This is a genomic window from Gilliamella sp. B3022 (assembly GCF_028751545.1).
Taxonomy (GTDB): Bacteria; Pseudomonadota; Gammaproteobacteria; order Enterobacterales; family Orbaceae; genus Gilliamella.
Map to the genome: position 1 here is coordinate 1,877,684 of NZ_CP071867.1, position 23,609 is coordinate 1,901,292.

General features: G+C 33.5%; 21 protein-coding genes and 1 pseudogene. 12 read left to right on the top strand and 10 right to left on the bottom strand.

The genetic code is table 11. The features are described from left to right. Positions 1-70 precede the first annotated feature (70 nt). Both ppiB and J4T76_RS08480 read left to right on the top strand, forming a co-directional pair. Positions 71-562: a peptidylprolyl isomerase B gene (ppiB, locus tag J4T76_RS08475; RefSeq protein WP_267340546.1), complete on the top strand. Its 492-nt coding sequence runs from the start codon at positions 71-73 to the stop codon at positions 560-562. Continuing rightward, positions 555-1,307 carry a UDP-2,3-diacylglucosamine diphosphatase gene (locus J4T76_RS08480; protein WP_267345588.1) on the top strand — a complete coding sequence of 251 codons (753 nt, stop codon included), beginning with the start codon at positions 555-557 and terminating at the stop codon, positions 1,305-1,307. Before ppiB ends, J4T76_RS08480 begins: the two co-directional genes overlap by 8 nt. Here the strand turns inward: J4T76_RS08480 and modC are convergent. Genes modC through modA form a run of 3 tightly spaced genes read right to left on the bottom strand, consistent with a single transcriptional unit; the run spans position 1,286 to position 3,438 of the window. After that, positions 1,286-1,966 (bottom strand): molybdenum ABC transporter ATP-binding protein, encoded by a 681-nt coding sequence (modC, locus tag J4T76_RS08485; protein ID WP_267355648.1) that lies wholly within the window; start codon positions 1,964-1,966, stop codon positions 1,286-1,288. The two genes, J4T76_RS08480 and modC, sit on opposite strands and share 22 nt — an antisense overlap. Before the next feature lie 2 nt (positions 1,967-1,968). Continuing rightward, complete coding sequence (gene modB / locus J4T76_RS08490; protein WP_267340540.1) at positions 1,969-2,661, bottom strand: molybdate ABC transporter permease subunit; 693 nt, start codon at positions 2,659-2,661, stop codon at positions 1,969-1,971. Positions 2,662-2,673: 12 nt separating this feature from the next. After that, a complete protein-coding gene (gene modA, locus J4T76_RS08495) occupies positions 2,674-3,438 on the bottom strand; it encodes a molybdate ABC transporter substrate-binding protein (RefSeq protein WP_416380305.1) in 765 nt (254 codons plus the stop codon). Positions 3,439-3,811: 373 nt separating this feature from the next. On the opposite strand from modA, the gene J4T76_RS08500 reads away from it, so the two are divergent. The 9 genes and pseudogenes from J4T76_RS08500 to amtB all read left to right on the top strand — a co-directional run. After that, entirely contained in the window at positions 3,812-4,591 is a 780-nt protein-coding gene (locus J4T76_RS08500) for a TOBE domain-containing protein (RefSeq protein WP_267340538.1), read from the top strand. A gap of 15 nt (positions 4,592-4,606) precedes the next feature. Then, entirely contained in the window at positions 4,607-6,067 is a 1,461-nt protein-coding gene (gene modF, locus J4T76_RS08505) for a molybdate ABC transporter ATP-binding protein ModF (RefSeq protein ID WP_267355650.1), read from the top strand. A gap of 394 nt (positions 6,068-6,461) precedes the next feature. Further along, positions 6,462-8,465: an excinuclease ABC subunit UvrB gene (gene uvrB / locus J4T76_RS08510; RefSeq protein WP_267355652.1), complete on the top strand. Its 2,004-nt coding sequence runs from the start codon at positions 6,462-6,464 to the stop codon at positions 8,463-8,465. A 25-nt stretch (positions 8,466-8,490) separates the two neighbouring features. Further along, positions 8,491-8,841 carry a RidA family protein gene (locus J4T76_RS08515; RefSeq protein WP_267345597.1) on the top strand — a complete coding sequence of 117 codons (351 nt, stop codon included), beginning with the start codon at positions 8,491-8,493 and terminating at the stop codon, positions 8,839-8,841. 210 nt (positions 8,842-9,051) lie between these two features. Further along, a complete protein-coding gene (gene purE / locus J4T76_RS08520; protein ID WP_267345599.1) occupies positions 9,052-9,552 on the top strand; it encodes a 5-(carboxyamino)imidazole ribonucleotide mutase in 501 nt (166 codons plus the stop codon). Between the two features lie 7 nt (positions 9,553-9,559). Next, positions 9,560-10,624, top strand: a complete 1,065-nt coding sequence (gene purK, locus J4T76_RS08525) for a 5-(carboxyamino)imidazole ribonucleotide synthase (RefSeq protein ID WP_416380311.1) — start codon at positions 9,560-9,562, stop codon at positions 10,622-10,624. A gap of 18 nt (positions 10,625-10,642) precedes the next feature. Then, a complete protein-coding gene (dgt, locus tag J4T76_RS08530; RefSeq protein WP_416380527.1) occupies positions 10,643-12,139 on the top strand; it encodes a dGTPase in 1,497 nt (498 codons plus the stop codon). Positions 12,140-12,617: 478 nt separating this feature from the next. Next, positions 12,618-12,956, top strand: a complete 339-nt coding sequence (gene glnK / locus J4T76_RS08535) for a P-II family nitrogen regulator (RefSeq protein WP_267340529.1) — start codon at positions 12,618-12,620, stop codon at positions 12,954-12,956. Positions 12,957-13,051: 95 nt separating this feature from the next. Next, positions 13,052-14,260 (top strand): annotated as a pseudogene (amtB, locus tag J4T76_RS08540) (ammonium transporter AmtB); the annotation flags it as partial. Positions 14,261-14,447: 187 nt separating this feature from the next. Here the strand turns inward: amtB and J4T76_RS08545 are convergent. From J4T76_RS08545 to dsdX, 3 genes are all read right to left on the bottom strand, one after another. Further along, positions 14,448-14,927 carry a hypothetical protein gene (locus J4T76_RS08545; protein ID WP_267340527.1) on the bottom strand — a complete coding sequence of 160 codons (480 nt, stop codon included), beginning with the start codon at positions 14,925-14,927 and terminating at the stop codon, positions 14,448-14,450. A 219-nt stretch (positions 14,928-15,146) separates the two neighbouring features. Beyond that, positions 15,147-16,478, bottom strand: a complete 1,332-nt coding sequence (locus J4T76_RS08550; protein WP_267340526.1) for a D-serine ammonia-lyase — start codon at positions 16,476-16,478, stop codon at positions 15,147-15,149. Positions 16,479-16,499: 21 nt separating this feature from the next. Continuing rightward, positions 16,500-17,837, bottom strand: coding sequence for a D-serine transporter DsdX (gene dsdX / locus J4T76_RS08555; RefSeq protein WP_267340525.1), 1,338 nt, complete (start codon positions 17,835-17,837; stop codon positions 16,500-16,502). Positions 17,838-18,070: 233 nt separating this feature from the next. Between dsdX and dsdC the strand changes: the two genes are divergently transcribed. Continuing rightward, on the top strand, positions 18,071-19,006 hold the full coding sequence (dsdC, locus tag J4T76_RS08560) for a DNA-binding transcriptional regulator DsdC (protein ID WP_267340524.1): 936 nt from the start codon (positions 18,071-18,073) through the stop codon (positions 19,004-19,006). 89 nt (positions 19,007-19,095) lie between these two features. Here dsdC and J4T76_RS08565 read toward each other — a convergent pair whose 3' ends face one another. From J4T76_RS08565 to fdhD, 4 genes are all read right to left on the bottom strand, one after another. Then, on the bottom strand, positions 19,096-19,995 hold the full coding sequence (locus J4T76_RS08565; protein ID WP_267355654.1) for an EamA family transporter: 900 nt from the start codon (positions 19,993-19,995) through the stop codon (positions 19,096-19,098). 188 nt (positions 19,996-20,183) lie between these two features. After that, positions 20,184-21,407, bottom strand: a complete 1,224-nt coding sequence (locus J4T76_RS08570) for a nucleoside permease (RefSeq protein ID WP_267340522.1) — start codon at positions 21,405-21,407, stop codon at positions 20,184-20,186. A 61-nt stretch (positions 21,408-21,468) separates the two neighbouring features. Then, positions 21,469-22,287 (bottom strand): purine-nucleoside phosphorylase, encoded by an 819-nt coding sequence (locus tag J4T76_RS08575; protein ID WP_267340521.1) that lies wholly within the window; start codon positions 22,285-22,287, stop codon positions 21,469-21,471. Positions 22,288-22,713: 426 nt separating this feature from the next. Beyond that, positions 22,714-23,523 (bottom strand): formate dehydrogenase accessory sulfurtransferase FdhD, encoded by an 810-nt coding sequence (gene fdhD / locus J4T76_RS08580; RefSeq protein WP_267340520.1) that lies wholly within the window; start codon positions 23,521-23,523, stop codon positions 22,714-22,716. Positions 23,524-23,609 lie beyond the last annotated feature (86 nt).

Here is a 23,609-nt window from a genome sequence, read left to right on the forward strand (position 1 = left end):
TAGAGAAACATTCTCTTAATTTTGGATATGTAAATTTAAATTAAAAAATGAAAATAATAAGGAACCGTTTATGATTATATTTCACACTACTTTAGGTGATATAAAAATTGAGACTTTTGAAGAAAAAGCGCCACAAACAGTTAAAAATTTTGTTGAATATTGCCAAGAAGGTTTCTACAACAATACAATCTTCCATCGTGTTATTAATAATTTTATGATTCAAGGCGGTGGTTTTGAGCCTGGTATGAAGCAGAAAAAAACCAAAACACCGATCAAAAATGAAGCGGATAATAATTTAAAAAATAATCGTGGAACATTGGCCATGGCTCGTACATCCGATCCTCATTCCGCTACTGCACAATTTTTTATTAATGTTGTTGATAATGATTATTTGAATTATCGTTCATCTGACATTAATGGATATGGTTATTGTGTTTTTGCTCAAGTCGTTGATGGTATGGACGTAGTTGATAAAATTAAAGGAGTAAAAACAGGACGTAGTGGTATGCATTCAGATGTGCCTGTTGAAGATGTAATCATTATGAGTGTAACGGTTGAATAATCCAAATCGTTATTTTATTGCAGATATTCATCTAACTGATAATGAGCCTGTTCAGGGTTATTTTGATATAACCGCAGGCTTTTTATCTTTCTTAGAGAGCTTACCTGATTGCTGTGAACTCTATATTTTGGGTGATTTATTTGATTACTGGATAGGTGATGATGTTAATTCAAAATTACATCAAAAAATTGCCCTTGCGTTGCGATCACTCACGGAACGGCAAATAAGAATCTATTTTGTTCATGGTAACCGTGATTTCTTATTAGGTAAAAAATATGCAAAGTTATGTAATATGACAATTCTACCGGATATTAACTGTTTACCTACTGGAGAGAGTAAAATCCTCTTTTTACATGGTGATTTGCTATGCACGGATGATCCTCAGTACCAAAAATTTCGTAACATCATGCATAAGAAGTGGTTACAAAAAGTTTTTTTGATGCTTCCTCTATTTATTCGTTTAAAGATTGCTAGCAAATTGCGACAAAAGAGTTGTTTACATAATAGAATTAAGTCAGAAAGTATTATGGATGTTAATCAACAAACTGTTGAAAAGATGATGATCAAATATAATGTCAGTACTATGGTACATGGTCATACACATAAGCCAGCAATACATCAATTTTTAGTTAATGGTCAGCCCGTTAGCAGATTAGTTTTAGGTGCTTGGCATGATGGTGTGTCTTATATTAAACAAGATAGTAATTGTGATGCATTACAACTTTATAACCATTCTTTTAAATAATCACACTGTAATATATTGTTAGTGTCTCCATAACTCAGTAACTTTCCTTGTTCTAAAATAACCACATTGTTTGCTATACGCTTAACTTCATTAATGTTATGAGTGACATAAATAATAGGCACTTTTAACTCGCTAACTAATGTATCAATATAAATTAATAGCTCTTTTTTTCGTGGCATATCTAATGCTGATAGTGGCTCATCCATTAATAATAATTCAGGATTGGTTAATAATGCTCGACCAATTGCCACGCGCTGTTTTTCACCACCAGATAACATTGCAGGGTAACGTTTTAATAAGTGGTGAATGTTAAGCACATCAATGATTCCGTTAAATCTCTCTCGATCAATATTCTTTGTACCGTAAGTTAGATTCTTTATCACTCTTAAGTGAGGAAAAAGTAAAGCATCTTGAAAAACGGTACCAATATTCCTTTGTTCTGGGGGAATAAAAATATTTTGATTGGTATCAACTAATTTTACATCATTAAGTGAAATTTTACCTTTATCTGGTTTAATCAAACCATTTATTAAGTTAATCAGCGTTGATTTTCCTGCACCAGAAACACCTAAAATGGCTGTAACACCTTGACAAGGAATTGATTGCTCAAATTCAAAGGAAAAAGTAGGCAATTGTTTAACAACATCTATTTTAATCATCATTAATTGCCTAATAATTTCCGTTTATGCCAGCGGTTTAAAACTTCTGATAAAAATAGAGCAACCAATGATAGTGTAATTGAAATGATGCATAGCCTTAAAGTGGCATTTTCTCCATTAGGCATTTGTAATAATGTATACATCGCAAGGGGTAGGGTTCTTGTTTCACCTTGAATATTCGAGACAAAGGTAATAGTAGCGCCAAATTCGCCAAGACAACGCGCAAAACCGAGCACAGTGCCCATTAAAATACCAGGAAATGCCAAAGGTAGTGTGATTGTCATAAATACTCTTAAACGATTTGCACCTAATGTTCGTGCTACATTTTCCAAACGTGTATCAATCGATTCTATCGCTAAACGAATTGAGCGAACCAGTAGTGGAAAGGCCACCGTAGCAGAAGCTAATGCTGCACCTTGCCAGTTAAAACTAAAGCTAATACCCAAATAATGAATTAACCAGCCACCGATTACACCGTTGCGTCCCATCGTCAATAACAATAAATAACCAAGTACTACTGGTGGTAGCACTAAAGGTAGATGTACAATGCTATCGAGTAAGGATTTGCCATAAAATTGACATCTCGCTAGGATCCAAGCGGTCAAAATACCAATGGGCAAACTAAACAAAATTGCTGCTCCAGCTATTTTTAGACTAAGTAGCAATGTTTGCCATTCATATAAGGTCAATATCATATTAATTCGTTACTATTTTGTTACAAATCCATATTTTTCGTAAATCATTTTAGCATATGGAGATTTTAAATATTGATAAAAATCGTTTGCTTCAGGTTTTAATAAAGTAATGGGATACTCAATAGATGCAAATGTTTCGGCAGGAAAGACTCCTACAATTTTTACTTTATTGCTTACTTTTGCATCAGTAGCGTAAACAATACCTAATGCGGCTTCATTACGTTCAACTAGCATTAATGCATCGCGCACATTACTCGCAGGGACAAATTGTGGTGTGAGTTTATCAAATACGCCTAAATGAATTAGTGATTCTTTAGCATAAAGCCCTACTGGTACATGATCGGGATCACCTATTGATAACCTTTCTCCTTTAGGAAGAATCTCATTCCAATTGGTACGCATATCAATTTCAACTTTCTTTAATTTTGATTGCGCAGGTGCAATTAAAACTAACTTATTTTTTATTAAATCCTCTTTATCTTTGACTAGTTTTTTTTCAATAAGATAGCTCATCCATTTTTGATCAGCTGACATAAAGATATCAGCAGGGGCACCTTGTTGAATTTGTTTTGCCAAAACCGAAGATGAGGCAAACGAAAAAACAACATCCACATTTTTATGACTGATTTTATATTCTGAAGCAATATCGAGCATCGCATTCGTTAATGAAGATGCCGCAAATACCGTTACTTTTTCAATAGCCTGTGTAGTAAAAGTTGGTATCAAAGCCGTTATGGCAAACATAAATATAGTGCGCTTTTTCATTCTATTCCTCATTCCTAAAAAGAATTTATCCTATTTGGTTAAAAATGTACGTCATGGTTATGATGCAAATGCCTGTTATTTTTATTATTTAATAAAACTCTTTTTATAAATAACAATAAAAAATATAGTAACATTTCGTTATATAAAATAAAACATATCGATGTAATTGATCGTAGTGATAATCAACAAATGAATTAGAAAAGACCTGATTTTGTATCACTAATGTATTAAAAAGAAAAAATTGTAAATCAGCAAATTGATTTATTGATTTCCTTTATTAAAAAAGAATTGTTTCTCGCAAATTTTGTAGGAAGCGATAAAAGGGTCTACAATACCTAAATTGTTTTTTTATAAAGCTATTTTTAAAGTTTATCAAGGTATATAAATGAACTTATCGCCTGACATATTGTTAACACTAAATTTGAACCAACAGCTTTTTATTGATCCAAGGCGCATTGCTTTACTTAAAGCAATTGATCAAACCGGTTCATTAAGCCAAGCGGCCAAACAAATTGGGCTGAGTTATAAAACGGCTTGGGATGCAATTAGTGAAATTAATAAACTAACAGCCAAACCTTTCTTAATAACAGCAACTGGAGGAAAAAATGGTGGTGGTACTAAATTAAGTGCTTATGCAGTGAGATTTATTCAGCTTTACGATCTTTTAACCCAATTACAGCATAATGCCTTTAACATATTAAATGATGATAATGTACCTCTAGATGATATTTTAAAGGCCACTGCAAAATTATCATTACAAACCAGTGCTCGAAATCAATTATATGGTTATGTTAAACATATTGAAGCGAACCATATTGCTGGGTATGTTGATGTTAAATTAAGCGATAACCAAACAGAATTAAAAGGTTATATCACTCAACAAAGTATTGAAAGATTAAAGTTAAGTATGAATAAAACAGTACTTTTGTTAATCAAGGCCCCTTTAATTGAGTTAAATGATGCTAATGAAAATTGTTTATCAGTTGAAGTCGAAACAATCAAAACTGACGGTGAGTGGACTGAAATTAAATTCTTGTTACCATCAGGTATACAACTTTATGCAAGCAAAGTAACCCATGAAGTTAAGCAGTATGCTTTATATAAAGGGAAACGGCTAACAATATCAATTCATCCTCAACATATTATTGTTGCCACATTAGTTTAGTAAATCGAGGTCATTATGTTAACCATTGAAAATGTTCATTATAAAATTAATGATTACAAAGTTTTTACTATTGAATTGCTTACTATCAGTCCAGGTCAAAGCATTGCTTTTGTTGGTCGTAATGGTAGTGGAAAGTCTGTATTGGCTAAAGCACTTGCCGGTGAGCAAAAAGTATTATCAGGTTCGGTAATTAATCAATTTGAGTCAGTGTCCTATATTTCGTTTGAAAAGTTACAAAAGTTAATTGAGGAGGAATGGCAGCGTAATAACACTGATATGCTTAGTGAAGGTGAAAATGATACTGGATTAACCACTCAACAAATTATTCAAGAGAATAGAAAAGATGAAAAACTCTGTCAACAGCTTGCACAACAGTTCGGAATAAGCCATCTGCTACCACGGCGATTTAAATATCTTTCAACAGGTGAAACACGTAAAACACTAATTTGTCGAATGTTAATGTCAAACCCTCAATTAATAATTTTGGATGAACCCTTTGATGGATTAGATACCTTATCGCGGGAAAATTTAGCAGAAAAACTTAGTGAATTAGCCAAACAAGGCATTTCAATGGTATTGGTATTAAATAGATTTAATGAAATTCCTTCTTTTGTTGAAAATATAGGGCTTCTTGTTGATTGTCAACTATTGAAATTTGGTCCTAAAGCATCCATATTAGATGATGAAATCGTTAAGCAGCTAGCAGATTTAGAAAACCTGCCCAATCTACCGTTACCTGAAGCAGACGAGCCACCAATTCAGTTAGCCGATCAATTAGAGCGAGTAAACTTTAATAATGTTTATGTTCAATACGATGAAAAAGTTATCATTAATGGATTAACCTGGCAGGTAAAAGCTAATGAGAATTGGCAAATTATCGGTCCAAATGGTGCAGGTAAATCGACAATTTTGAGCTTAATAACAGGTGATCATCCACAAGGTTATTGTAATGATCTCACCTTATTTGGTTGCAAACGTGGTTCAGGCGAAACCATTTGGGATATTAAACGACATATTGGTTATGTAAGCGGCAGTTTGCATCTTGATTATCGTGTAAGTACAAATGTTAAAGCCGTGTTAATTTCTGGATATTTTGATTCAATTGGGATGTATCAGGTTGCTACTGACAAGCAGTCGAAATTAGCTGATGAATGGCTTAATTTACTTCAACTTAATGATTATGCTGATAAGCCTTTTCAATCATTATCATGGGGACAACAAAGATTAATATTAATAGCTAGAGCATTAGTTAAACATCCAACATTACTTATTTTAGATGAACCTTTACAAGGATTAGATCACCTTAATCGAGAATTAGTAAAATGTTGGGTAGATCGCTTAATAAAAGAAGGGCACACACAGCTGTTATTTGTTTCCCATCATGTGGAAGATGCTCCAAAATGCATCACTCATCGATTAACATTTGTGCCTAATTTTGATCATAGCTATCAATATAAATTTGAAACACTGAATTAGTTATTAGTTTTTAACTATTAAAATAGATTTAAAAATAGAAAAAAACTTAAAAAAAAAAGTGTTTTCATTATGGATTTTTTGCGTAATATCAGAAAAAAGTTTATAGCTATTACACTTAGAGAGTTATCCCCGTTGCCTGTGGATAACTCTGTGAGTAGTTTATTGAAAAAAGCTCAGAACCCAATAGCTATCAGGTTTTAAGTTGATTTGGTTACATGTTAGTCATGATTTATGTTTTTTTTATTTATCAACAAGTTAACTTAAATCAAGCTGTTATTTTTAAACGAATCTGATAAGCGTTTTGGTTAACTGAACAAAAAATATAAGATTTTAAAAGGTCAAGCCTTTTTGGGGATAATTTTTATTAATAGGTAAAATATTAGGTTACGATGTAATGAAAAAATTCAAATTGTGTTCCGAATTTAAACCAGCTGGTGATCAACCAGAAGCAATAAAAAGGATTAATCAAAACCTTGATGATGGAATTGCACATCAAACATTATTGGGTGTAACTGGATCGGGTAAAACGTTCACTATGGCAAACGTTATTGCCCATCACAATCGGCCTACAATTATTCTTGCGCCGAATAAAACATTGGCAGCTCAATTATACGGTGAAATGAAGGCTTTTTTTCCTGAAAACGCTGTTGAATATTTTGTTTCTTATTATGACTATTATCAGCCTGAATCATATGTACCAACAACCGATACATTTATCGAAAAAGATGCATCGATAAATGAACATATTGAGCAAATGCGTTTATCAGCAACCAAATCATTGCTTGAGCGTCGTGATGTTGTGATTGTTGCCTCAGTGTCTGCTATTTATGGATTAGGTGCACCTGAGACCTATATGTCCATGATATTGCATTTAACTAAAGGTACAATAACCGATCAACGAGCAATTCTAACCCGCCTTGCAGAACTGCAATATACTCGCAATGAAATTGGGTTTAGTAGAGGTACGTTCCGGGTTCGTGGTGATGTTATCGATATTTTCCCTGCAGACTCTGATGAACTTGCTGTGCGCGTTGAGTTATTTGATGATGAAGTTGATCGTATTGTGATGTTCGATCCTCTAACTGGTGGTGCAGTGAGTGAAGTATCACGTATCACCATTTATCCAAAAACTCACTATGTTACACCAAGAAATATTATGGATAATGCGATAGCACAAATTAAGCAGGAGCTAAAAGAGCGTCAAAAGGTACTTCTCGATAACAAACGCCTTTTAGAAGAGCAACGTTTAACGCAACGTACACTCTTTGATATTGAAATGATGACAGAACTGGGATATTGCTCGGGGATCGAAAATTATTCGCGTTTTCTATCACAGCGTAATCCAGGTGATCCACCTGCAACATTATTTGATTATTTACCAGCAGATGGGCTACTGTTTATTGATGAATCGCATGTAGCAATTCCACAGCTAGGTGCCATGTACAATGGTGATCGATCACGTAAACTGAATCTGGTTGAATATGGATTTCGTTTGCCATCTGCGTTAGACAATAGACCTTTGAAGTTTTCAGAATTTGAAAATATTATGCCACAAACGATATACGTATCGGCTACACCTGCAAAATATGAAATTGAAAAATCGGGGGGAGAAATCATTGAGCAAGTAGTTAGACCAACAGGTTTATTGGATCCCATTATTGAAGTTAGACCAGTTGCAACACAAGTGGACGATCTCTTGTCGGAAATTAAACTCCGTATTAATAATGATGAGAGAGTGTTGGTTACGACATTAACTAAACGAATGTCAGAAAACTTAACGGATTATTTGTCCGAACATAATGTGAATGTTAAATATTTACACTCAGACATTAATACCGTTGAACGAATGGAAATAATTCGAGACTTAAGGCTAGGTAAAGTAGATGTTTTAGTTGGCATTAATTTATTGCGTGAAGGACTAGATATACCCGAGGTTTCGCTTGTGGCTATTTTAGATGCCGATCGTGAAGGCTTTTTGCGCTCGGAAAGTTCATTAATTCAAACCGTTGGCCGTGCGGCACGTAATGTGAATGGTAAAGCGATTTTATATGCGGATAAAATTACACCAGCAATGCAGAAAACGATTGACGAAACCGCTCGTCGACGTAAAAAGCAGCAGAATTTTAATATAAATCATGGTATAACACCAAAATCAGTACGTAAAGAAATTAAAGATATATTGGATGCAGGATTGAGCACTAAAAAAGCGACAGCTAAAATACAGGCTTTTGAGCCAAGTAAACCATATAATTATGTGTCTGTCAAAGAAGTACAAGCAAGAGTTAAAGAACTCGAAGCAATGATGTACGAAGCAGCACAAAATCTCGAGTTTGAAAAAGCTGGCGTATTACGTGACGAGATTAAAAAACTGCGTGCGGATTTTATTAAAGTATCCTAACCATCCATTGAACAAGGAAATTATGATGACAATTATTCGAATTGATCCACAAGATCGTTGGTCCGAAGCAGTGATCCATAATAATGTTATTTATTACACTAGTGTGCCAAATAATTTAATCAATGATGCTTACCATCAGACTAAGAGTGCTCTTGAAGAAATCGATAAAATTTTAGCGAGTATAAACAGTGATAAAAATCATATTTTAGATGTGACGATATTTTTAGAAAATAAAAGCGATTTTGAAGCGATGAATAAAGCTTGGGATGAGTGGGTTGTTAAAGGATTTGCGCCGGTACGTTGTACTGTACAGGCAGGTTTAATGAATCCTGATTACTTAGTTGAAATAAAAATCATTGCTGCGATAAAGCAATAAATTATTGTCATTCCGCCATCATAGATGGCGGATCCATTTTAAATATTTCGTTTACATACTTAAATCTTAGGAACTAAAAATGTTTTCTTAGGTGAACTGATTGAATTTTTTAATATAGATATTTCAAATCCTGTTTATTCTTATCCCCATATGTTAAAATTTGGTGTATACTCCTACAACATAATATTTTATATACACATATAATTTTATATGCATATTCAACCTAAAATTGCCATTGTAATGGGCTCTAAAAGTGATTGGGCAACCATGCGATATGCTGCTGAAATCCTTGATGCTTTAACTCTCACTTATCATGTTGAAATCGTTTCAGCTCATCGAACACCTGATAAATTATTTCAATTTGCCCAAGAAGCCAAACAACGTGGTTTTGATATCATTATTGCAGGAGCGGGTGGTGCGGCGCATTTGCCAGGTATGTTAGCGGCCAAAACCTTAGTACCAATATTAGGCGTTCCTGTTCAAAGCGCCGCATTAAATGGTATTGATAGCCTGTATTCTATTGTACAGATGCCAAAAGGTATACCCGTTGGAACACTAGCTATTGGTAAAGCAGGAGCAGCCAATGCTGCGCTATTAGCAGCACAAATTCTTGCTTTGCACGATCAAGAGCTTCATCAGCGTTTAACTACTTGGCGATTAACCCAAACAGATGAAGTATTAAATAATCCTGATCCAAGAGTAGATGCTTAAAATGATGATTAAATCCGTTTGTGTCTTAGGAAATGGACAATTAGGTCGAATGTTAAAACAAGCTGGTGAACCGTTAGGTGTTCATGTGTTTCCTGTTGGTTCAGATGTTGATCCAACAACTATCCCATACCAGCATTCGATCATTACTGCCGAAATTGAACGTTGGCCGGACACGCCTTTTACTCAAATTCTGGCCAATCATTCTCATTTCATTAATCGAGATGTTTTCCCGATTATTGCTGACCGTCTAACTCAAAAACAGCTATTTGATGAACTAGCTTTGCCTACGGCGAAATGGTCTTTATTGGATGATCCTCAAAATTGGAAAAAGTTATTTGCAGAGCTAGGTAAATCATTAATTGTCAAACGTCGAACCGGAGGATACGACGGTCGAGGGCAGTGGCGTATCACTAATGATCACAATATAACAATACCTAATGATATATACCACAACGCGATTGTAGAACAGACTATCAAGTTTGAAAAAGAGATCTCTTTAGTCGGTGCGCGTAACAAAAATGGTGAAACCGCTTTTTATCCACTGACCAACAATTTGCATCAAAACGGTATTTTAAAAGTGAGTGTCGCAATCCCTAATCAATATCCAGTATTACAAGCTAAAGCAGAAAAAATGCTAACAGTCATTATGAATAAACTTAATTATATTGGTGTATTGGCAATGGAATGCTTTGTCATTGGTGATAACTTATTTATCAATGAATTAGCACCAAGGGTACATAATAGTGGGCATTGGACACAAAATGGTGCATCTATTAGTCAATTTGAATTACATTTGCGATCGATATTAGCATTACCACTTCCACAACCTAATGTATTTGCACCTTCGGTTATGATCAATTTAGTTGGTACAGAATTGAACCTAAATTGGTTGTCTATTGATTTAGTTCATTTACATTGGTATGAAAAAGAAGTTAGAGAAGGTCGTAAAGTTGGACATCTAAATTTGACTCACAATCAATCAGATAAATTGAAACATTCTTTATCGCTTTTAAGAACGCTTTTACCTCAAGAGTATCAATCATCGATTGAATGGGCGAAACAACAGTTGTAGCAGCTTAAAAACAAAGGATTGAATATGATAGACTTTTCCAGAAAAATCAATTATCAGCGTGATGCTCGTAGAACAAACGAGATTTTAACTGATCCCTATTCAATTGTTCGCCAGTTTGAAAGTGATCGTGGACGGATAATCAATTCTGCTGCGATTAGACGTTTACAACAAAAAACACAAGTATTTCCATTAGAAAGGAATTCAGTAGTCAGAACTCGTCTCACTCACTCAATGGAAGTTCAACAAGTCGGTCGATATATTGTGAAAGAAATCATCCAACGACTAAGCGAATCAAAAAAACTCAAAACCTTTGGATTAGATAATGCTGTTACGTCGATAGAAAGTTTAGTTGAAATGGCTTGCTTAATGCATGATATTGGTAATCCTCCATTTGGACATTTCGGTGAAAAAGCAATAAATCACTGGTTTGTTAAACAGTTAGGAATGGATTGTCTACCAAAATATTCCGTACTTCAACCACAAGAGTTGGATGATGACACGATTAAAGAATTAAAAATCAAAATCCGTCGTGACTTATCAAACTTTGAAGGTAACGCTCAAGCCATAAGATTAGTCCATAGTATCCAAAAATTAAATCTTACTTATTCACAAGTTGCCTCAATCTTAAAATACACCAAACCCGCTTATTGGCCTAAAGAAGATATACCAACTGAGTTTTCTTATTTAATGAAAAAACCTGGTTATTATTTATCTGAAGAGCCATTTATAAAAAAATTATCCGAACAATTGGAAATTAAATCTTTTCATCGTTATCCACTGACTTATATTATGGAAGCTGCCGATGATATCTCCTACTGTATTGCGGATCTTGAAGATGCAGTTGAAAAAAAACTCTTTACGGTTCAACAACTTTATCATTGTTTAGAAAAAGCTTGGGGAAGTGTTAAAAATGGTGATTTATTTGATAAAGTAGTAAAACGTCCATACGCAAATCTTATGCAAAAGAAATTTAACTCAATCGCTGTTGGGCAATTTTTTATGTATTTACGTGTAAATACCATTGGCAAACTTGTTTCTCATGCTGCTGAACGTTTTGTTGAAAATATTGAAGATATTTATCATGGTTCGTTTAATTATGCATTATTAGAAGATCATGGGGCAGAATATCAATTATTAAAAATATTTAAAAGTGTGGGGGTTGAACATGTTTTTAATCATGAATCAGTAGAAAATATAGAATTACAAGGTTATCGCATCATTAGTGGATTATTGGATATTTACAGCCCGTTATTAAATATGCCAACTTTTGAATTTTTCAAACTTGTCAAGGAAAACAACCATCAGCAATACCCTATCGAAACTAGACTTTATCATAAACTCTCTGCTAAACATTGTGATGCTTATTTACAGGCAACAAATTCAATTGAGAAAAATGATCCTAAATTTGCCTATTGGGAATTTTATTATCGCTGTCGATTATTACAAGATTATATTAGCGGTATGACCGATCATTTTGCTTATGATGAATATCGTAAATTAATGGTAACTTTTTAATCCTACTATCCTTTTATCGGGATTAGCACCAAATAGAAGCATAAGCACTATTTTTGTGCGTAATAAAAATTATCTCTATTATTGTCATTAATAAAAATTTTAAAGTGAGTCAATTCACACAACAAGCTTATTGTATGACTGATAATCTCATCTCAGTTTACAGCAATTTTGATAACGTTCAGATCAACATTTCCGGTTAATTAATAAGCATTTTTACTGCATCATCCAAAAATAGCACAATATTTCAATTCAATAGCATATTAATTAAATAGTATTTTTATGCATTGAGTTTTAAATAAAAGAAAATTTACAATTTGTTGTAAGTCGAAATAATGACGGTGAAAACAAATCAGATTGGCCATTCCAAGTAATTTATTTATTAATTTTATTAGATAGGTAAAGTAAAAGCTTAAAGTTGGTTTTATGGCACGGACTTTGCATGATTTCATGCATATACCATATTCTTGGGGAGTAATTGATGAAATTAGTCACAGTAATTATTAAACCTTTCAAGTTAGAAGAAGTCAGAGAATCATTATCAAATATCGGGATTACCGGATTGACCGTTACTGAAGTTAAAGGTTTCGGTCGACAAAAAGGACATGCAGAACTCTATCGCGGAGCGGAATACAACGTTAATTTTTTACCTAAAGTGAAAATAGATTTAGCCATCAATGATGAAGAACTTGATGAAGTTATTAGTACTATTTCTAAAGCTGCTTATACTGGCAAAATTGGTGACGGTAAAATTTTTGTAACTTCACTTGAGCATGTAGTTCGTATTCGTACCGGTGAAACGGATGAATCAGCTTTGTAATCATAATTAAGGATAATATTATGTTGAAGAAATGTATTTTACCATTATGTTTTATCTTCCCAACGTGCGCTTTCGCAGATAATGTTATGGAACATGCGGACAACGCAGATAATGGTTTTATGATGATTTGTACCACATTAGTATTTTTTATGTCTATTCCTGGGATTGCATTATTTTATGGAGGTTTACTACGTTCAAAAAACGTGTTATCGATGCTTTCACAAGTTTTAGTTACTTTTTCACTTATTTCTGTTTTATGGATTTTTTATGGCTACACGCTTACTTTTGGTGAGGGGAACTGGTTTTTTGGTAATTTTGAACACTTGATGTTAGCAGGCATTGATATAAAAGATGTTTCTGGTTCAATTTATGAATTAATTTGGGTTGCATTTCAGGGATCTTTTGCTTGTATTACATGCTGCTTAATACTTGGTGCTTTCGCAGAAAGAATACGTTTTTCTGCTGTATTAATCTTTATGGTGTTATGGTTTACATTTGCATACATACCAATGGCACATATGGTATGGGGAGACGGTATTTTAGGAGAAGAAGGTGCATTAGATTTTGCCGGTGGCACAGTTGTTCATATTAATGCTGCAGTGGCTGGTTTAATGGGTGCTTATCTACTAAAGAATCGAATCGGTTTTAATCGTGAGCCATTAAAACCATTTAATCTTCCTTATGTTTATCTTGGTGCTGCAATTCTTTACATTGGTTGGTTTGGCTTTAATGCAGGATCTTCAACTCATGCTGATGAAGTTGCGGCATTAGCGTTTATCAATACTGTCACTGCAACAGCCGCAGCAGTTTTATCTTGGTCGTTTGCCGAATGGATTTTACGAGGAAAACCGTCATGTTTAGGTGCAGCATCAGGTGTGGTAGCTGGATTGGTGGGAATCACACCGGCAGCCGGATTGGTTGGTGTGGCTGGTGCTATGTTAATAGGTTTTATCTGTGGTTTTGCTGGTGTTTGGGGTGTCTCATCACTAAAACGAATTTTAAAGATCGATGATACTTGTGATGTATTTGGTGTGCATGGTGTGTGTGGTATCGTTGGTTGCTTATTGACGGGTATTTTTGCTTCAAAATCATTAGGTGGGGTAGGTTATGCCGATGGGATAGGTATGACTACTCAAGTTGGAATTCAACTCATGAGTGTGATTACCTGTGTCATTTGGACTGCTGTTGTTGCTTTTATGGCTTATAAAATTGCGGATATTTGCGTTGGTTTACGCGTCAGCGAAGAACATGAACGTGAAGGTCTTGATATTAACAGTCATGGTGAAAGTGCTTTCAACAGTTGAGTTAAATTCGTTTAATCGTTAACTGAAATAGAATCCCTTTATTAAAACAATTATCAGCTTATTTTAAAATAAACATGAAAAAGAAAAGTTGAACGTATAAACTTATTAATTGGATTACTAAAGTGTTATCAGTAAAATCTACAGCATAACTGCTGTAGATTTTTTCGTAAAAATTAATATTAACTGATTAATCATCCCAAAGCATAATGGCATTATCATCCGTTAATATTAATGGTGGGGCAAAAAGATGTTCTTTAATTTTTGTTGGTATCACATTGATATTATTTAGATCAATTTCAACGCAAGGGTAAATTTTTGCCATTTGTTTTAAACGGCTACCAAGTAATTGTTTAACTTTATTTGATTCTTTAGCTAAAGCTAATTCATCTTTTAAGATACCAATTTGTTTCTTATGGTGCTCTGACTCAAAGTTTTCACCAAATATAAAACGAAATTCTTTATTGCTATCATTAAGGTGTTTACAATTAAATTCCTTATCTTTGTATTCACCGTGATGTAATTTATGCTCTTTGATGCGCAACGCAATAATTTCATTAATACTATCAGGATAATTTAATTTAGAGTCTAAAAAACTTAACGTATTTGTTTCCGGTATTGATTCACTGCTCTGTACTAAGGTAAATAATGGTTTTTTATGTGTCTTCATTCTATAACTTCCTTTTTATTCAGGACAATAATATGACAATATGTAGGACAATTAAAAAAACGATTGTTACTATGTTGTAAAGATGTTTTAAGTCAACAAAATGATCAACTAAAACTGCTAATTTTTACTTTCACTTTATTATTAACTTTCATGGTGTTATTATTTTAATAAAATAAATCACCATGGAATTGATTGCTTATAAGATCAATATTCATTTTTTTATATTTTTGCAAGGCTAAGATATTTTCCCATTTCCTCCTTTGGAACCATGCCACCACCAGTTGCCCAAACTAAGTGAGTCGCATTTGTTAAAATTTCTGATGAAACATTAATTCTTTCTAAATATATTGAATTGTTTTCAACATGTAATGAACCAAGCATTCCAGCTAAAGCTGAGGGTTCTAATTGAATTTGTTGTTGTTTATTTAATAAACCGAGTAAATCATACATCTCTTGATCATTAATGGTGTAATAACCATCAATTAATCTTTCCATTGCACGACCTACAAATCCCGAAGGTCTGCCTACGGCCAAACCGTCAGCAGCGGTGACATTATCAATACCAATATCTTGAACAGAGATATGGTCATGTAATCCAGTATAAACACCTAAAAACATACAAGGTGAATGGGTTGGTTCAGCAAAAATGCAATGTACATCATCACCAAACGTCAGTTTTAATCCAAATGCAACTCCTCCAGGTCCACCACCCACTCCGCAAGGAAGGTAAACAAATAATGGATGTTGTTTATCCACCTTTATGTTCATCTCAGTAAATTGCTTTTTAAGGCGTTCACCAGCTACTGCATACCCTAAAAATAAGATCTTTGAGTTTTCATCATCGATAAAAAAACAATTAGGATCAGATTCTGCAGCTTTACGGCCTTTTTCAACTGCAACACTATAGTCTTGTTGGTATTCGATAACATTTACACCGTTTGAACGTAATTTCTGTTTTTTCCACTCGCGAGCATCGCTAGACATATGAACATTAACTTTAAAACCTAATTTAGCACTCATAATACCAATAGATAGACCTAAGTTACCTGTTGAACCTACTGCAATACTGTATCGACTAAAAAATTGATTGAATCTGTCAGAAAATAATTTGGTGTAGTCATCCTTTTCGGTTAATAAGCCATTTTCAATAGCAAGCTTTTCTGCGTGTGTCAGTACTTCATATACACCGCCACGAGCTTTTATGGAACCGGAAATTGGTAAATGGCTATCTTTCTTGAGGAACAGACTTCCTGTGATCTTGCGTTGATAACGGCTTTCAAGGGCCGCTTTCATATTGGGAATCGGAACAACTTCGGACTCAATTATTCCTTTTGTTACTGCTGTTTCTGGAAATGCTTTGCATAAGTAAGGAGCAAATCTCGCTAATCGATCACTTGCATCTTTAACATCCTGCTCATTCAATTTTACATATGATAATCCATTTGTCAAGCTCGTTATATTAGGATTAAACCAAGCAGTCTCTTTTAGTTGTATTAAATTAGCAATTAAAGGATATTTTTGTATCAACTTTTCAACATCTTTAGTGATCATAATTTATTCCTGTAATTTATTTTATATAATATAAGATAGTAAAAAAGTACTTGCTAATGCGACTAATGAAGCAATAAATGTGGCTGATGTGTAGTATTTAAATATTTCATTTAATGTTGCACCGCAATATTGCTTAACTAACCAAAATAAAGAATCTGTAACAATTGTGCACCCAATAGCTCCTGAACCGATTGCTAATGTGATGACTTCTGGACTCAAGTTAGGATAGTGAGATAACATTGGTGAAACGATGGCGGTTGCTCCCATCATAGCAACAGTGGCGGATCCCACAGCGGCATGTAAAATTATCGATACAGACCATGCCAATAAAATTGGGTGCATATCAAAATGAGACAAAATACCGGCTAAACCATCACTTAATCCACTGTTTTTTAGAATGCCATTAAATGCACCACCTGCACCAATTATTAATAAAATATTGGCAATGGATGAAAAGCAACTTTCTGTCTTAAATAACAACACGGACATAGTCATATTGCGCCGAATACCCAACATATAGTAAGCTACAAAGGCCCCAATAAACATTGCTGTAATAGGATTACCAAGAAATTCTAATATTAAGTAATTAAAAGAATTTTTATCGACAATAAAGTCTGCAGCTGTTTTTATTAGCATTAAAACAATCGGTAGTAATACGGTAAATAATGTTGTGCCTAAAGAAGGAAGTTCTTCTTCTGTTCTCACTTTCATATCTGAAAACTCTTCAGGCACAGTTTTAAAAGGAATTTTATTTTTTATGCAATTTAGAAAGATTGGTCCGCCAATTAGTGATGCTAATAATCCAATACCTAACCCATAAACAATTACTGTTCCAATATCCGCACCTAATGCATTTGTTACAAATAGTGCAGCAGGATGAGGTGGAACGATACAATGAACTGCCATTAAAGCAGTACAAAGTGGAATAGCTAGCGTCAAAAGGGACGTTTTAGTTTTTTTAGCAATTGAAAAAGCTAATGGAATTAATAAAACTACACCTACTTCTACAAACAGGGTAATACCACAAATCAGCCCAACTAGCACCATAGTAACTTGTGGAGATAACCAGCGACATTTTTGTAATGTCAACCCTATGCGCTCGGCAGCGCCTGAAATTTCCATCATTTTACCAAGAATGGTACCCAAACCTATTACTGTAGCTAGAAAACCTAATGTACTACCTATACCGTCTTCGATTGCTGCAATCATTTTTTGTGGAGGCATTTTCATCAATGCACCTACATAAAAGCTAGCAAGTAATAACGCTAAAAAAGGATGAAGTCTAAATTTTATAATCGAGATTACTATAAGGATAATGCTGGTGATTAAAACACCTATAATCCACAACTGCGAATCCATATTACCTCCTTTCTTTTATTATTAATTGCTAGCTTTATTAAAAGTTTTTGGCGATAATTTGACAAATGATCAATTATGGGTTTAACTTGAATTAAATTCATCTATAAATGTGATTAAAATCAAAAAAAGCTAATATTTCAATAAATTTCGTGTAAATAATTATTTAGAAGTGTAAATCTTGGAACGCAAATACATGAATTAATATACTAATGGATTAGTAAAGGAGAATTATTATGTATGATGAAAATAGGTTTTTAGTTAAAAATCATGTTGTTAATCGTTATCAGTTATCTAAACTGCATACTTTTGAGTCTGTTGCGCGTCATTTATCATTTGCATTGGCTGCTGAAGAACTTTGTATCAGTCCAAGTGCGGTCAGTCATCAAATCAATAAACTAGAAGATGAACTTTCATTTAAATTATTTCAACGATATCATCGACGAATAACTCTGACTCATGAAGGTATGAACCTATTTAAAGTGGTCAAAAAATCTTTAAATATTTTAAATCAAGAAATACTGGAGATTAAAAATCAAGAAGTTTTTGGTACTCTAACTATCTATTCAAGACCCTCATTTGCTCAAAATTGGCTAATCCCAAAATTATCACTATTTGCTCGACATTACCCTTATATATCATTGAACATTGTATCGGGTAATGAAATTATTAATTTTAGTCGTCACCGGATTGATTTAGCTATTTATTTTGATGATCTGATTTATGATGATTTAAATAGTGAACATTTATTAAATGAAACGATGGTTCCTGTGTGTAGCCCATATTATGCACAACAAAATGATTTATATAATAAAATTGAAAATTTATCGAAATGCTTTATATTGCATGACACCCAAGCATGGGGATATGACTCGAACTTTGATGAATGGGAAAGTTGGGCCAAACATTTTTCATTATCTTATGATTTTAACGAAATGCAAAACATATGTTTTGATCGTTCAGACTTGGCGGCAACTGCTGCAATAAATCATGCAGGTATAGCGATGGGAAGGAAGCAAGTCATAAAAAATTATCTCGAATCGGGCTTATTAATTACCCCATTTGAGGGGATGGAAGTGATGTGTTCTCAGCATTATTATATATGTACCCCAAAAGAAAGATATAATCCTAAAGCTGATTTATTTGTTAAATGGTTAAAAAGTTATGTATAAAATTTTTTCAAGATATTATGCTAATTGATATTAACAAACTCTCATTTGCTGAAGTGCGGTAGTGAACCGCACTCACAAAAAATAACTTATTATTTTTTTATATGTTTTAAATTGGATATAGCAATCGCCAATAAGATAATTATCACTCCTGTCCATTGGTTGAAATACACGAATTCCTTTAAATAAAAATAAGAACAGGTAACTGCTACGGGTAACTCTGCTGCTGATAATATTGCACTTAATGAAATCCCTATTTTAGGCATACCTACAGAAAATAAAAATGGTGGTAAAACTGTCCCAAATAAAGATAATAAAAAACCTAACTGATAAAGTTTATCACTCATATCTAGTTTAAAGAAAAACGTAGGTGGAAAAATTAAAAATGTCACAATGCAAGCACCGGTTATCATTAATGCACTTTTTTCTAATGTTGGTAAATCATTACCAATATTACTGCTGGTTGTGATGAATAATGAGTACATTAATGCAGCTAAAAATCCAAATAGACAGCCAGTTAAATTCAATTTTATGTCTTCATTAAAAATACCAGCAGCTAAACAGCTACCGAAAATAATTGCTATTACGGTTAAAATTTGAAGATTAGTCGGTTTATTTTTAAAGATAACAAAATCAATGATGATACTGATCCATAGATATTGCATCAATAATATTATAGCAATTGAAGCAGGAACTAATTGTACACATTGATAATAACAAATTCCTACTAACCCTGGAAAAATACCAACAGCGCAGACTTTCCATTTTTTCGTTAAAGGACGTTTTGGGGTTAAATCAATTTTAGATTTATTTATTGTTTTAACCAGAAAATGAATCAACCACAATATTAACATACCTAAAAAACATTGGACACCAGTCACTTCACCTAATGTATAGCCATCTTTATAAGCGGTTTTGACGATAGAAGAGAGCACTCCAAAGCTACAGGCTCCAAAAAAAACCAACAAACCACCCAAAAATTTCTCTTTCATATTTTAAATCTCATTACTCTAACAAAATATTTATTCAACAAACACAATTAGAGTCCACAAGGGAAATTCCCCTGCACCTCATAAATTATTCAATAATTAGTATAAAGGCTACTAAACGAATCAGAACAGAATGTACGCTATAATGTTTAGCTCATTAGCTTGACCAGCAAATTAATACACAATAGGCTCTAATTTGCTGTGCGCTCGTTAAATGTAAAATAAAAAACTATTCCTAATATAAGCGCATAAGATGCAAAAATGATCCAAATCATTTGCCAATCTTTAACACCTTTATGTGTACACATATCAACGACAAAACCACTTATTATTGATCCTAAATAAGCACCAATGCCATTGACCATAGTCATGTATAAACCTTGCGCACTCGATCGTATATTCGGATTCACTTCTTTTTCAATAAAAATTGAACCCGAGATATTGAAAAAGTCAAACGCACAGCCATACACAATCATTGATAACATTAATAATACAAAACCAAATGGTGTTGGATCACCAAAAGCAAACAGACCAAATCGAAGAATCCAAGCAACCAGGCTGATCATTATGACTTTTTTTATGCCAAATTTCTTGAGAAAGAAAGGAATAGTCAAAATAAATGCTACTTCTGCCATTTGTGAAAAGGATAATAAAATAGCTGGATACTTTACAATTAAACTATCTTTAAACTCTGAAATTTTACCAAAATCATGTAAAAATGCACCTCCAAATGTATTGGTGATTTGTAATATTGCACCAAGTAACATCGAAAATAGAAAAAATACGGCTAGGGTGGGATTTTTGAATAGTACAAATGCATCTAAGCCTAAGCGTGAACTCCAAGACTGTTGATGGATTTTATTTATGATAATATTGGGTAACGTCGCACTATACATTACAAGCAATACTGATGCTGCACTGGCAACATAAAGCTGAGCATTGCTTAATTCAAATTTCAGCAGGCTAATCATCCACATTGCGACAATAAAACCAATAGTACCAAATACTCTAATTTTTGGAAAAACAGTTATTGTATCAAAATTTTCCTTATCCAGACAGTGGTAACTGATTGAATTTGATAATGCAATAGTTGGCATAAAAGCCAATGCATTGCATAACATCACCCAAAATAGCATTGTCGAATTATTGACTGATGCTGCATAAAATAGCGCAAAAGCACAAATGCAATGGCAAAGCATATACAAATATTTGGGTTGCAAAAATTTGTCAGCAATAATGCCAATAATACATGGCATTATTAATGCGGCTAAACCTTTTGTACTAAAAATCATTCCTACTTCGGCGCCTGAAAAATGCAATGTATTGAACAGATAACCACCGAAAGTCACTAACCAGCTTCCCCAAATAAAATATTGGAAAAACATCATTATTTTTAATCTATCTTTGATGTTCATTATTTATTCCTAAAATAATGCGAACTTTTTATTTAACATATTAAATAATAAAAAGTATTGATTAAAAACGCGCTATAGTCTTAGTGATTAGCTGTAAAAATGTTGATTTAACACGCTCTGCTGTTTCAATCACTTCTTCATGACCTAAAGGTTGATCTAATATGCCGCATGCCATATTAGTTAAACAAGATATACCAATAGTTTTAATACCCGAATGATGAGCAATAATTGCTTCTGGTACTGTTGACATTCCCACTGCATCCGCCCCTAAAACACGAATCATTCTAACTTCAGCTGGTGTTTCATAAGTTGGCCCTGTCCACCATGCATAAACACCTTGTTGTAATGTAATATTAAGTTCGTTTGCTGCATCACACACAATCGAACGTAATTGCTTATTGTAAACTTCACTTACATCTAAAAATCGAACGCCAAGTTCTGGATTATTCGGTCCTATCAATGGATTATTGGCTGTTAGATTAATGTGGTCAGTGATCAGCATTAAATCACCGGGCTTAAAAGTCGTATTTACAGCACCACAAGCATTAGTAATAATCAGTTTTTCAACGCCGAGCATTTTCATTACACGAACTGGAAAAGTTACCTGATCTAATGAAAAACCTTCATAATAATGAAAACGACCTTTCATTGCGATGACGGTTTTATCTCCGCTTTGACCAATGACCAACTCGTTAGCGTGACCAACAGCGGCAGATTTAGCAAAATGAGGAATCGTATCATAAGCAATACGAACTGCATCTTCAAGAGTATCGGCAAAAGGACCTAAACCTGAACCAAGAATAATCCCAATCGTTGGTTTTTTATTGGTATATTGTTTAATAAAATTAACTGCTTGCTGTATATCAGATGTTTGATGCATGACTTTACCCTTTCAAATTAACAAAAAACGGAAAAATGGGTGATTAACGATAATCACAAAAAATTAGATGTCATTTTGCCAACAATCATTGTCAGTTATTGAGTAATAAGGTTATATATCGTTATGCTTTCAATAAATATCATAGCTAATATATATAATCCTTTTATTCATTTTCAGAAAAAGATCATCTAAAAATCTACAAGAAAAACAATGTATTTGTAATCCGTAGTTGTATATTATGCTGATCTTCATGAAATAAAGAAAGATGCTTATTAATTTATCTTTAATTTAATTGTGGTATAAAAAATTTATTATTATTATTCAATTTATTATTTGCAAATTGATTAGTGGCAATCATACAATAAAATAGCATTTTTTTGTATGATTCGGTTATTTAAAAGCTTTTAGCTCAGATTAAATTTAATCTCATTCAAGAATACGTCCGAAATCTGAATAAATAACTCCTTTATCACCTCGAAAGAATCCAATCAACGTTATGTTATTTTGTTTGGCATTTTCAATAGCCATTGAAGTTGCAGCTGAAACTGCCAAAAGAATTTCGATTCCACATATGGCTGTTTTTTGAACCATTTCGTAGCTAGCACGGCTAGAAACCAGAATAACTCCTTTCTGAACTCGATCATTCAATTGTTGTTGTTTAGCTCGATAACCAAGTAACTTATCTAATGCAACATGCCTTCCGATATCTTCAAAACCAGCTAGGAGTTGCCCATTTAAATCAAGCCAGACAGCAGCATGTGTACACCCAGTTTGTTTACCAACCGACTGGACTTGGGTTAAGTATGAAAGCGATTCACTAAAATTAGATAATACAATTTTATCTTTTATTTGAAGGGGAGAAATTCTTTGACAGACTTGTTCAATTTGCTCGGTACCACAAATTCCACATCCTGTTCTACCCGTTAGATTACGGCGTTTTTCTTTTAATTGAGCGAAACGTCTTGATGATAATTCAATATTAACTTCGATTCCTTTTGATCGTTCAATAATATCAATACCATAAATATCATTAACTGACTGAATTATGTTTTCTGTTAATGAAAAACCAATAGCAAAATAGTCAAGATCTTTAGGTGTTGCCATCATAACAACATGTGAAATTCCGTTATAAATCAATGCAACCGGTTTTTCGATGGCTATTTTATCCGTTTGTGGGTTTTGTAAAGTGCTGTTATTGAATTTGTTCACTTTTAATGAAGTTGTTCCGTTCGTCATAATTGATCTCTGACTAATATAAATGTTTACAACTAGGTTTGATTATGATCAGCTTATTAATGTTAACAATGAGTAAATCAATTTAC

Coding starts and splice junctions, on each gene's coding strand:
- ppiB (WP_267340546.1), top strand. CDS start 71: ATGATTATATTTCACACTACTTTAGGTGATATAAAAATTGAGACTTTT.
- modC (WP_267355648.1), bottom strand. CDS start 1,966: ATGATTAAAATAGATGTTGTTAAACAATTGCCTACTTTTTCCTTTGAA.
- modB (WP_267340540.1), bottom strand. CDS start 2,661: ATGATATTGACCTTATATGAATGGCAAACATTGCTACTTAGTCTAAAA.
- modA (WP_416380305.1), bottom strand. CDS start 3,438: ATGAGGAATAGAATGAAAAAGCGCACTATATTTATGTTTGCCATAACG.
- J4T76_RS08500 (WP_267340538.1), top strand. CDS start 3,812: ATGAACTTATCGCCTGACATATTGTTAACACTAAATTTGAACCAACAG.
- modF (WP_267355650.1), top strand. CDS start 4,607: ATGTTAACCATTGAAAATGTTCATTATAAAATTAATGATTACAAAGTT.
- uvrB (WP_267355652.1), top strand. CDS start 6,462: ATGAAAAAATTCAAATTGTGTTCCGAATTTAAACCAGCTGGTGATCAA.
- J4T76_RS08515 (WP_267345597.1), top strand. CDS start 8,491: ATGACAATTATTCGAATTGATCCACAAGATCGTTGGTCCGAAGCAGTG.
- purE (WP_267345599.1), top strand. CDS start 9,052: ATGCATATTCAACCTAAAATTGCCATTGTAATGGGCTCTAAAAGTGAT.
- glnK (WP_267340529.1), top strand. CDS start 12,618: ATGAAATTAGTCACAGTAATTATTAAACCTTTCAAGTTAGAAGAAGTC.
- J4T76_RS08545 (WP_267340527.1), bottom strand. CDS start 14,927: ATGAAGACACATAAAAAACCATTATTTACCTTAGTACAGAGCAGTGAA.
- J4T76_RS08550 (WP_267340526.1), bottom strand. CDS start 16,478: ATGATCACTAAAGATGTTGAAAAGTTGATACAAAAATATCCTTTAATT.
- dsdX (WP_267340525.1), bottom strand. CDS start 17,837: ATGGATTCGCAGTTGTGGATTATAGGTGTTTTAATCACCAGCATTATC.
- dsdC (WP_267340524.1), top strand. CDS start 18,071: ATGTATGATGAAAATAGGTTTTTAGTTAAAAATCATGTTGTTAATCGT.
- J4T76_RS08565 (WP_267355654.1), bottom strand. CDS start 19,995: ATGAAAGAGAAATTTTTGGGTGGTTTGTTGGTTTTTTTTGGAGCCTGT.
- J4T76_RS08570 (WP_267340522.1), bottom strand. CDS start 21,407: ATGAACATCAAAGATAGATTAAAAATAATGATGTTTTTCCAATATTTT.
- J4T76_RS08575 (WP_267340521.1), bottom strand. CDS start 22,287: ATGCATCAAACATCTGATATACAGCAAGCAGTTAATTTTATTAAACAA.
- fdhD (WP_267340520.1), bottom strand. CDS start 23,523: ATGACGAACGGAACAACTTCATTAAAAGTGAACAAATTCAATAACAGC.